The 9,003-nt window shown below is 61.7% G+C and carries 9 protein-coding genes; all 9 read left to right on the top strand.

Annotated features, from left to right (window positions below):
- Positions 1–1,142, top strand: a 1,142-nt coding sequence (locus H5U38_04090) for a S9 family peptidase (GenBank protein MBC7186199.1), incomplete at its 5' end; no start/stop codon positions are given.
- Between the two features lie 30 nt (positions 1,143–1,172).
- The gene (locus tag H5U38_04095; protein MBC7186200.1) at positions 1,173–2,015 is read left to right on the top strand and encodes a hypothetical protein; all 843 of its coding nucleotides are present in this window, start codon (positions 1,173–1,175) and stop codon (positions 2,013–2,015) included.
- A gap of 50 nt (positions 2,016–2,065) precedes the next feature.
- Complete coding sequence (locus H5U38_04100; GenBank protein MBC7186201.1) at positions 2,066–3,037, top strand: ATP-binding cassette domain-containing protein; 972 nt, start codon at positions 2,066–2,068, stop codon at positions 3,035–3,037.
- Between the two features lie 33 nt (positions 3,038–3,070).
- Positions 3,071–3,844 (top strand): ABC transporter permease, encoded by a 774-nt coding sequence (locus H5U38_04105; GenBank protein ID MBC7186202.1) that lies wholly within the window; start codon positions 3,071–3,073, stop codon positions 3,842–3,844.
- 24 nt (positions 3,845–3,868) lie between these two features.
- A complete protein-coding gene (locus H5U38_04110; protein ID MBC7186203.1) occupies positions 3,869–4,765 on the top strand; it encodes a PhzF family phenazine biosynthesis protein in 897 nt (298 codons plus the stop codon).
- 55 nt (positions 4,766–4,820) lie between these two features.
- On the top strand, positions 4,821–6,185 hold the full coding sequence (locus H5U38_04115; GenBank protein ID MBC7186204.1) for an MFS transporter: 1,365 nt from the start codon (positions 4,821–4,823) through the stop codon (positions 6,183–6,185).
- Between the two features lie 205 nt (positions 6,186–6,390).
- Complete coding sequence (locus H5U38_04120; GenBank protein MBC7186205.1) at positions 6,391–7,122, top strand: MBL fold metallo-hydrolase; 732 nt, start codon at positions 6,391–6,393, stop codon at positions 7,120–7,122.
- 65 nt (positions 7,123–7,187) lie between these two features.
- Positions 7,188–8,288, top strand: a complete 1,101-nt coding sequence (locus H5U38_04125; GenBank protein ID MBC7186206.1) for an alanine racemase — start codon at positions 7,188–7,190, stop codon at positions 8,286–8,288.
- 85 nt (positions 8,289–8,373) lie between these two features.
- A partial coding sequence (locus H5U38_04130; GenBank protein MBC7186207.1) for a pyruvate formate lyase family protein occupies positions 8,374–9,003 on the top strand: 630 nt, incomplete at its 3' end.

Here is a 9,003-nt window from a genome sequence, read left to right on the forward strand (position 1 = left end):
TCTACTATTACGACATGAGTGGCAAGTTGAGGCAGCGTCTCACCAGCGGGGAGTTTACCGTGAGTTCCATCAACCTGGTAGACGAGGCGAACAGGGCTGTCTACTTCCAAGGTGCGCCGAAAGGAGTAGTGGAAAGCCACCTCTACCGCGTGGGGCTCGATGGCAAGGGCCTCAAGAAGCTCACCGCTGCCCCGGGCAGCCACAGGTGTAACGTCTCGCCGCAAGGAAGTTACTTCATAGACACTTACAGCAGCATCGCCCACCCGTCCAAAATGGAACTGCGCTCTTCCGACGGTAGCTTGGTGCGCACCCTGGGCGACACCCGGCTACCGATTATGGACGAATACGCCTTGGGCAAGGTTGAGCTCTTCACCATCCCCTCCGGTGACGGCTATGACCTACCCGCGGTGTGGGTCCTGCCGCCGGATTTTGACCCGGCGCAGCGCTATCCGGTTCTGTTCGAGATCTACGGCGGACCCGCCTCGCCGACGGTGTCTAACTCCTTCCGCAGGCTGAGCTGGTACTACTTGGCCCAGCAGGGGATTATCGTCATCTCCGTGGACCATCGGGGCTCTGGCCACTTTGGCAAGAAGGGCGTGGCCGCCATGCATCGCAACCTGGGCAAATGGGAGATGCACGATCTCATTGCCGCGGTCAAGTGGCTGCGCCAGCAACCTTTTGTCGACCCGGCGCGCATCGGCATCGAGGGCGGAAGCTACGGGGGCTACACCACCTGCATGGCCCTCACCTACGGGGCGGACTATTTCACCCACGGCGTGGCGGAGTATTCGGTAACCGATTGGCGTCTCTACGACACGGTGTACACTGAGCGGTACATGGACACGCCTGCGGAGAATCCCGATGGCTATGCCTTTGGCTCGGTCCTCACCCACGCCGACAAGTACAAAGGGCACCTGCTCATCACCCACGGCACGATGGACGACAACGTGCATATGCAGAACACCATTCAGTTCATCGACCGTCTGGAGGAGCTCAACAAGGAGTTCTCTCTGATGCTCTATCCCAATGCCCGGCATGGCATCGGCGGCAGAAAGGGCGCCCACGCGCGCAAGGCAACTGTGCAATTCTGGTTCCGCCACTTCCTCGGCAAGGACATACCAACTGAAGAGACCGCTGAGTAGAGACCGCAGACCGACAAGAAAGGACCCGTGATGGCTAAGAAGAGCAGCTTCCTGGTCAAATGTGCGTTGATTGGGGGATGCTTCCTTTTTCTGGCTTCCAGTCCCAAGAAGTGGTGTGTCCTGAAAAGCACGGACCTCTCGCTGGGGGCCCATCACACCCGCCACCTGGAGGTCTTTGGCAAGTATGTTGAGGGGTTCAACAACGGCATAAACACCGCCATCTTGCAGGCGATAGACATAGTGCAAGCTCACGCCATGGATGGCGGTGGCTATTTCACCGGTAAGGACTCGGTGCCCACCGAATCGCCCGTCTACTACAACCTGCACCTTTTTGGCAGGCCGCTCATCGAGGTGCCCAGGCACTCCAGCTACTGCAGCGGTGCTACCTATACGGCCTTCATTGAGGCGCTCAATCTCCTGCTCGGTGAGCGAGGCGACGAGCTGAGCGAAGAGCGCTACGAAGCACTACGCATGCAAGAGCCGGACGGCAGCAGGCGCGAGGACCTCGTCAAGTTCTGGGGATATTGGAACGCCGATGGCTTTGGGTCCCACTACGCCTTAGTGCAGTACGGCAAGATGGGCGAGCCCATCGCTCCGGAAGACTTACGCCCAGGCGACTTTGTCAACATCTCCTGGCGGAGTGGGCTCGGCCACTCAGTCATCTTCCTCGGCTGGGCAAAAGTCAAGGGGGACAAGAAGATGCTCTACTGGTCCAGCCAGCGCGCCACCAACGGCTACGGCGATCAGCTCGTCTCGCTGAAAAGAATCAAGAACATCAAAGCCGTGAGACTGACCAAACCGGAAGGTGTTTTCTCCTTCGATCCGGCCACGCCGGTGGACATCAACATCAGGGGCGACCGGATAGGGTGGTAGGTCAGAGCGCACGTCACTCACGACTTGGAAAGGATCGGCGTCTCTCGCCCATGGAGATGATCAGAGTAGACGAGCTCACCAAGAGGTTCAAGAGCCTCACAGCGGTGGACAGGGTGAGCTTTGCAGTGGAAGAGGGGGAGCTGTTTGGCCTCCTGGGTCCTAACGGTGCCGGCAAGACGACGCTCATGCGCATGCTGACCACACTGTTGCAGCCCACCTCCGGCACCGCCTCTGTAGCCGGGTTCGAGGTGACCAAGGCGCGCAATCAGGTGCGGGCATGCATCGGCATTGTGTTCCAGGAACCGGCGCTGGACCGCCAGCTTACCGGCCGCGAGAACCTCGACTTCCATGCTCGCATGTACGGGTTGAGCAAGTCCGAGCGGCGGGCCCGGATCGCAGAGGTGCTGGAACTGGTGGAGCTGACCGAGCGAGCAGACGATCTGGTTGAGCACTACTCCGGAGGCATGCAACGCCGCCTGGAGATAGCGCGCGGGCTCATCAACTGTCCCAAGGTGCTCTTCTTGGATGAGCCTACCCTGGGTTTAGATACCCAGACGCGCCGCAAGATTTGGGATTACATCCGCACCATGAATCGCCAACGCGGCACCACCATCGTGCTCACCACCCACTACATGGAAGAGGCGGACGCCCTGTGCGACCGCGTGGGAATCATGGACCTGGGCAGGATCGTGGCCCTGGACACGCCGAAACGACTCAAGGACCTCATCGGGGCTGATGTGGTGACGTTGGAGGTGGAGTCCGGCGACTGCCAGCCACTCCGTGAGCTCCCCTGGGTGCAGTCGACGGTGACCCATGACGACCATCTCACCCTGACCTTGAACAACGGCGAGCGGCGCATACCCCTTCTCTTGGAAGTGGCGCACCGTCATGGCATCAAGATAAAGAGCGTGGAGCTGCATAAACCAAGCCTCGAGGATGTGTTCCTGCGCTTCACCGGGGCGACCATTCGTGACCGCCACGCAGCGGAAAACCACAGGCATTGGCGGCCGCGTCGCCCTTAGGCCGGCCTCGACACGGGAGCCAAAGGAGTGAGAATGAAGGTAGTGAGCTTGCAGGCTGTGCACATGCTCTGGCTGCGGGAGATGAAGCGAACCTGGCGCGCCAAGAGCCGCATCATCGGCTCGTTGATGATGCCACTCTTCTTCCTCCTCTTCTTGGGCTCGGGTTTCCGCCGGGCTGCCCTCCCTGGGGTCCCCGCAGGGGTGGACTACATGAGCTTCTTGATCCCGGGAGTGGTAGGCATGACTCTCCTGTTCAGCAGCACCTTTGGCGGGCTGCAGGTGCTGTGGGACAAGGAATTTGGCTTCCTCAAGGAGATTATGGTCACGCCGGTGTCGCGGTTTTCTATCGTGCTAGGACGCCTCGCTGGAGCATCCACCCTCGCCATGGGGCAGAGCCTTGCCATCCTTCTTTGCGCCGTGGCGTTGGGCTTCAAGCTGAGCAGCGGCTGGGGCCTGGCACTTGGCGGTGTATTCATGCTCCTCATCGCGTTCACCTTCATCGGCATGGGCTTGGCCTTTGCCTCGCGCATGAACGACATGCACGGCTTTCAACTGGTGGTCAACTTTGTGGTCTTTCCCATCTTTTTCCTCTCGGGTGCACTCTTCCCAATCCAGAACCTGCCGCGCGTATTGCGACTCCTCTCCTACCTCGACCCCTTGACCTACGGCGTCGACGGCCTGCGCGGAGCCCTGGTGGGTTCTTCGGCCTTCCCACTCGGCCTTGACCTCGGCATTTTGGCACTGATTTGTGGGGGCGTGCTCCTCATCAGCTCGCTCCTGTTCGAAACCAGTGACGTGGGACATTGAAGGCTCGCCAGGAGCGAATTCCCCATGAGTGCACCTGTGCTGCTCTACATCGTCGACGTTTTTGCCGAGCAACGTTACAGCGGCAACCAGCTGGCCGTGTTCCGTCATGCACAACACCTCAGCATAGAGGAGATGCAGCTTCTGGCGCGGGAGATGAACTTTTCCGAGAGTACCTTCATCGTTGGCGAGTCGCGGGCAGCAGAGTCTTTCCCGGTGCGCATCTTCACGCCCGCCACGGAACTCCCTTTCGCAGGGCACCCGACCCTTGGGACCGCCTTTGTGATCCAACAGGAGGTCCTTGCCGGAGAGCGCGTGCCAGAAGTGAGCCTGGACCTTCCGGTGGGCCGCATCCAGGTGCGCTTCGACTACGGCGAGCAAGGCCCCGAGCGGCTGTGGATGAGGCAGAACCCGCCGGTGTTTGGCCCATTGGTGGGAAAAGAACTGGTGCAGCGAGCCTTAGGACTTGCCGATGGCGACCTAGCCCCGTTACCGGCAGAAGTTGTTTCCACCGGTTTGCCTTTCATCATTGCCCCGTTAGCGAACCGCGCGGCGCTGAGCAAAGCGCGCCTCACTTCTGACCCGAAGTTGCTCGAACGGCTGCCGCTGAGGGCATTTCTCCTCTTCTGTCCGGAGACGCGCTCCGCTGCGAATCACCTGAGCGTGAGGGTTTTCGCTCACCAATACGGCGTGCCGGAAGACCCGGCGACCGGCAGCGCCAACGGCTGTCTGGCCGCCTATCTGGTGCGGCACCGGTACTTTGGCACGGGGGAAATCGACATAAGGGTGGAACAGGGTCATGAGCTTGGCAGGCCTTCGCTACTCCTCCTGCGCGGCCGAAAGGAAGCCGGGGCGATCAGAGCCGAGGTGGGCGGAAAGGTGATCATGGTCGCGAAGGGAGCACTCGTGGAGAGCGGTTCATGAGCAGGCAGAGACAGGGGAGGCAGGTGCTCCTTAGTTCGTCGTTGCGCGCCTGGCCATGAGCAGGTTGGTTCGCTTCTTTGCCACAGGGCCGGACAGGCCCATGCGCCGCGACGCCCAGGAGATCGACCACCTGTATCGGCGCACCCGCGCCTCGGTGATGGTCGGCATCACCCTGGGCTATGGCCTCTCGTACCTTTGCCGGCTGGGCATTGCAGTGGTCAAAAAGCCACTCATCGATGGCGGGCTTGTGACGGCAGAGCAATTGGGGGTCATTGGGGCGGCGTTTTTCTACACGTACGCGGTGAGCCGGTTCACCAATGGCTTTTTGGCGGATCACGCCAACATCAAGCGCTTCTTCCCGGCGGGACTGCTATTGTCGGCCCTGGTCAACTTGGCGGTAGGGGGTAACACTGCCTATTGGCTATTTGTCCTCCTCTGGGGGCTCAATGGTTGGTTCCAGGGCTTTGGCTCCGTCTCCTCGGTGGTAGCGCTCAACCACTGGTTCGCCGACGACGAGCGGGGCCGCTTCTACGGCATCTGGAGCACTGCTCACGCCTTGGGCGAAGGTCTGACCTTTGTGGCCACTGCGGCGGTTGTCGCGGCCCTGGGGTGGCGCTTTGGCTTCATCGGACCTGGACTGGTCTGCATAGCGGTGGCAGTAGGCCTGCACCTGGCTCTGGCGGACCGCCCGCAGACGCTCGGGTTGCCGCCTGTGGCACAATGGCGCCGGAGCGGAAAGGTTGCGGACCCGGCTTCCACCCGCGGTCGGGACCGCTTCAAAGACCAACTGCGGGTGCTGAAGATGCCAGCCGTGTGGGTGCTGGGTTTGGCCTGCATGACCATGTCTGCCACCCGCTATGCCATGAACAGCTGGGGCGTCCTCTACCTGCAGGAGGCGAAGCACTACACTTTGGTCAAAGCGGGGAGTATGTTGGCGATCAATACCGTGGCCGGCATCGCGGGCTGTGTCGCCTACGGCTTCATTTCCGATACCCTGTTCAAGGCAAGAAGACCACCGGCCAACCTGCTCTTCGGCCTCATAGAGGTAGGCGCCTTGGCGGCCATTTTCCTCTGCCCGGCAGACCGCCCACTGTGGCTCTCGGCGGCGTTTGCGCTGTACGGGTTCGGCCTCAGCGGCATCCTTGCGGCGCTCGGCGGTTTGTTCGCCATTGACCTGGCGCCCAGGCAGGCTGCGGGAGCAGCGATGGGCTTCATCGGCGTGTTTAGCTACCTCGGCGCCGCCTTCCAGGAGTTGATCAGCGGGCTGCTCATCCACCGGGCAACTACTGTGGTAAACGGTGTGCGCCATTACGATTTTCGCCTCGCAACTTGGTTTTGGATAGGGACCTCGGTGGCCTCCTTGCTGTTGGCCACCTCGCTGTGGCGGGCAGGGCGCCGGGAAGAAAAGGGCACGGTGTGAGGATCGGCCTTTTTGTTGGGGCCGCTTCTCGGCGGGTTTTCCGCAGGCGAGAGTCGACGCGGGAAGGCTGAGACCCACCCCAGTGTGCACCTGGAGGTTTCCGGCAAGGTTGCAGCCCAATTGGTAGATGGTGACACAGTGCGGGCCCTTGGCCGCAGGGGCTCAGGTAGCTGGCCCGACACTTTGCCAAGTGACGGAGGTAACGATGCGACCACTTCTCTGTGTTGTCATTCTCACGACAAGCGCGGTTGCGGCCAGTGGGCAGCGCCCGTTTGAGCAGGATACCATTGCCACGCCGCAGGGGCCGCTGCACATCACCTTCATCGGCCACGCCTCGGTCATGTTCACGTGGCAGGAGAGGGTCGTGCATGTGGACCCGGTCACGCGCGAGGCTGACTATGCCACGCTGCCCAAGGCCGATCTCGTGCTCATCACTCACGAGCACCGTGACCACTTGGACACGTTGGCGTTGCGCCAGGTACGCAAGCCTTCCACGGTCATCGGCATTCCTCCTGCATGTGGCGAGATGGTGCCCGAGGCAGTCGTCCTCCGCAACGGCGAGGTAGACACCTTGGCTGGGTTCCTTGTGCAAGCGGTGCCTGCGTACAACGTCGTGCACAAGCGGAACACCGGCGAGCCTTTCCACCCGCCGGGTCGGGGGAATGGCTATGTGGTCGCCTTCGGTCAGACACGCGTGTACATTGCGGGCGATACCGAAGACGTTCCCGAGATGAGCACACTGGGCCACATCGATGTTGCCTTTCTGCCCATGAATCTGCCCTACACCATGACACCAGAAATGGCCGCCAACGCAGCGCGGATGATGCGGCCGAAGATCCTTTATCCTTACCATTACGGCAACTCGGATGTTCGACGGCTGGTGAACCTTCTACGTGACGAGAAGGAGATCGAGGTGCGCATCCGGCAAATGCGCTGAGCCAACCTGAGTAAGAAGACCAAGGCAAGGATAACCGTCGCGACTGCGGCAAGGAGGTACTCATCGTGAACAGGGATTTGCGCCGGCCCACTTTGCTCCTCAATGTTCAACGGGCCCGGCAGAACATTGAGCGCATGGCAGCAAAAGCGCAGCGGAGCGGTGTGCGCTTCCGCCCGCATTTCAAGACACACCAATCGGCGCACATCGGCCGCTGGTTTCGGGACTATGGCGTGCAGGCCATCACCGTCTCGTCGGTGGACATGGCCTGGTATTTCGCGCGTGACGGGTGGCGCGATATCACGGTGGCCTTCCCCGTCAATCTACGTCAACTGGACGAGATCAACCGCCTGGCGCGCAAGGTTCGGCTTGGCCTGGTGGTGGAATCCACAAAGAGCGTGTGGGTGTTGCGCGAGCAATTGAAGGCCACTGCCGACGCCTGGATCAAGGTCGATGTCGGCTACGGGCGCACAGGCCTTGCCTGGGACGATGCCACGCGTCTGACCACCCTGGCCGAAGAGATCGAGCGCTCGCCGAACCTTCGCTTGCGCGGCCTCCTCACCCACGCCGGGCATTCTTATCGGGCGCGCTCCCGCGAAGAGATCCAGGTCATCCACCAGGAGAGCGTGGCCAGACTGAACGGCGCGCGCCAGCGCTTGCAGGCAGTGGGCTTCACGGATCTTGAGCTCTCCACTGGGGACACGCCCTGCTGCAGCGTGGTGGACCACTTCGGCGCCGTGGACGAGGTACGCCCCGGGAACTTTGTCTTCTACGACGCCATGCAACTGTGCCTGGGCAGCTGCAGCGAGCACGACCTGGCCGTGGCGGTGGCATGTCCGGTAGTGGCGCGACACGAGGAGCGCAACGAACTGGTGATTTGGGGAGGGGCGGTCCATCTCTCCAAGGACGCGGTGACCGACGGCTCGCGCACCCTGTATGGCCTGGTTGCCTTGCCTGCGGACGGCGGCTGGGGACCGCTGGTGCCGGAGGCCTATGTTGCCGCGCTCTCCCAGGAACATGGCATTGTCAAGGCCGAGGGCCACTTCGTGCGCAAGGTGCAGCCGGGCGACGTGCTCATCATCGTGCCGGCCCACGCCTGCCTGACCGTAGCCCACATGCGCCAGTACCTGACCACCGAGGGGAAGGTGCTAAAAACGTGTGGCATTTGAGGGCGCATTTTTCTATCTTTGCCTCGGGCGATGGGGTAGCACCTCCGCCCGCAAAACGACCAGGAGGAGCGACCGAGTCGTGGCCATGACGGAACGCATTGCGAGGTTGCGCGAGCAAAGCCTCAACGCTGTGCCCCGCTTGTCGGCCGAGCGCGCCTTGTTGCTGACGGATTTCTACAAGTCGGGCCAGGCCGAGCGCGTCTCAGTGCCGGTGGCCAGGGCACTTGCCTTCGCCCACATCCTCGCGCACAAGGCCATTTGCATCAACCAGGGCGAGCTCATTGTGGGCGAGCGAGGTCCGGCACCCAAGGCCACACCCACCTATCCGGAAATCTGCACGCACAGCTTAGCCGACCTCGAGGTCCTCCACTCCCGCCCAAAGATCTCATTTGTAGTCGACGAGGCGACGCGCCAGGCCTATGAACAGGTCATTATCCCCTTCTGGCGGGGCCGCACCATGCGCGAGCGCATCTTCGCCGAAATGGACACGGCTTGGCGCCAGGCGTATGAGGCAGGGGTGTTTACCGAGTTCATGGAACAGCGCGCCCCTGGCCACACTGTGCTGGACGACAAAATCTATCGGCTGGGGATGCTGGACTTCAAGCGGCTGATCAAGGCGCAGATCGCCGCACTCGACTTTTACCACGACCCAGAGGCGCTGGCCAAACGCGAGGAGCTTCGCGCCATGGCCATCGCCGCGGACGCATTGATAGCC

Source organism: Calditrichota bacterium (assembly GCA_014359355.1).
In the GTDB taxonomy this organism is placed as follows: domain Bacteria; phylum Zhuqueibacterota; class Zhuqueibacteria; order JANLFK01; family Oleimicrobiaceae; genus Oleimicrobium.

Coding starts and splice junctions, on each gene's coding strand:
- H5U38_04105 (MBC7186202.1), top strand. CDS start 3,071: ATGAAGGTAGTGAGCTTGCAGGCTGTGCACATGCTCTGGCTGCGGGAG.
- H5U38_04120 (MBC7186205.1), top strand. CDS start 6,391: ATGCGACCACTTCTCTGTGTTGTCATTCTCACGACAAGCGCGGTTGCG.
- H5U38_04095 (MBC7186200.1), top strand. CDS start 1,173: ATGGCTAAGAAGAGCAGCTTCCTGGTCAAATGTGCGTTGATTGGGGGA.
- H5U38_04110 (MBC7186203.1), top strand. CDS start 3,869: ATGAGTGCACCTGTGCTGCTCTACATCGTCGACGTTTTTGCCGAGCAA.
- H5U38_04115 (MBC7186204.1), top strand. CDS start 4,821: ATGAGCAGGTTGGTTCGCTTCTTTGCCACAGGGCCGGACAGGCCCATG.
- H5U38_04100 (MBC7186201.1), top strand. CDS start 2,066: ATGGAGATGATCAGAGTAGACGAGCTCACCAAGAGGTTCAAGAGCCTC.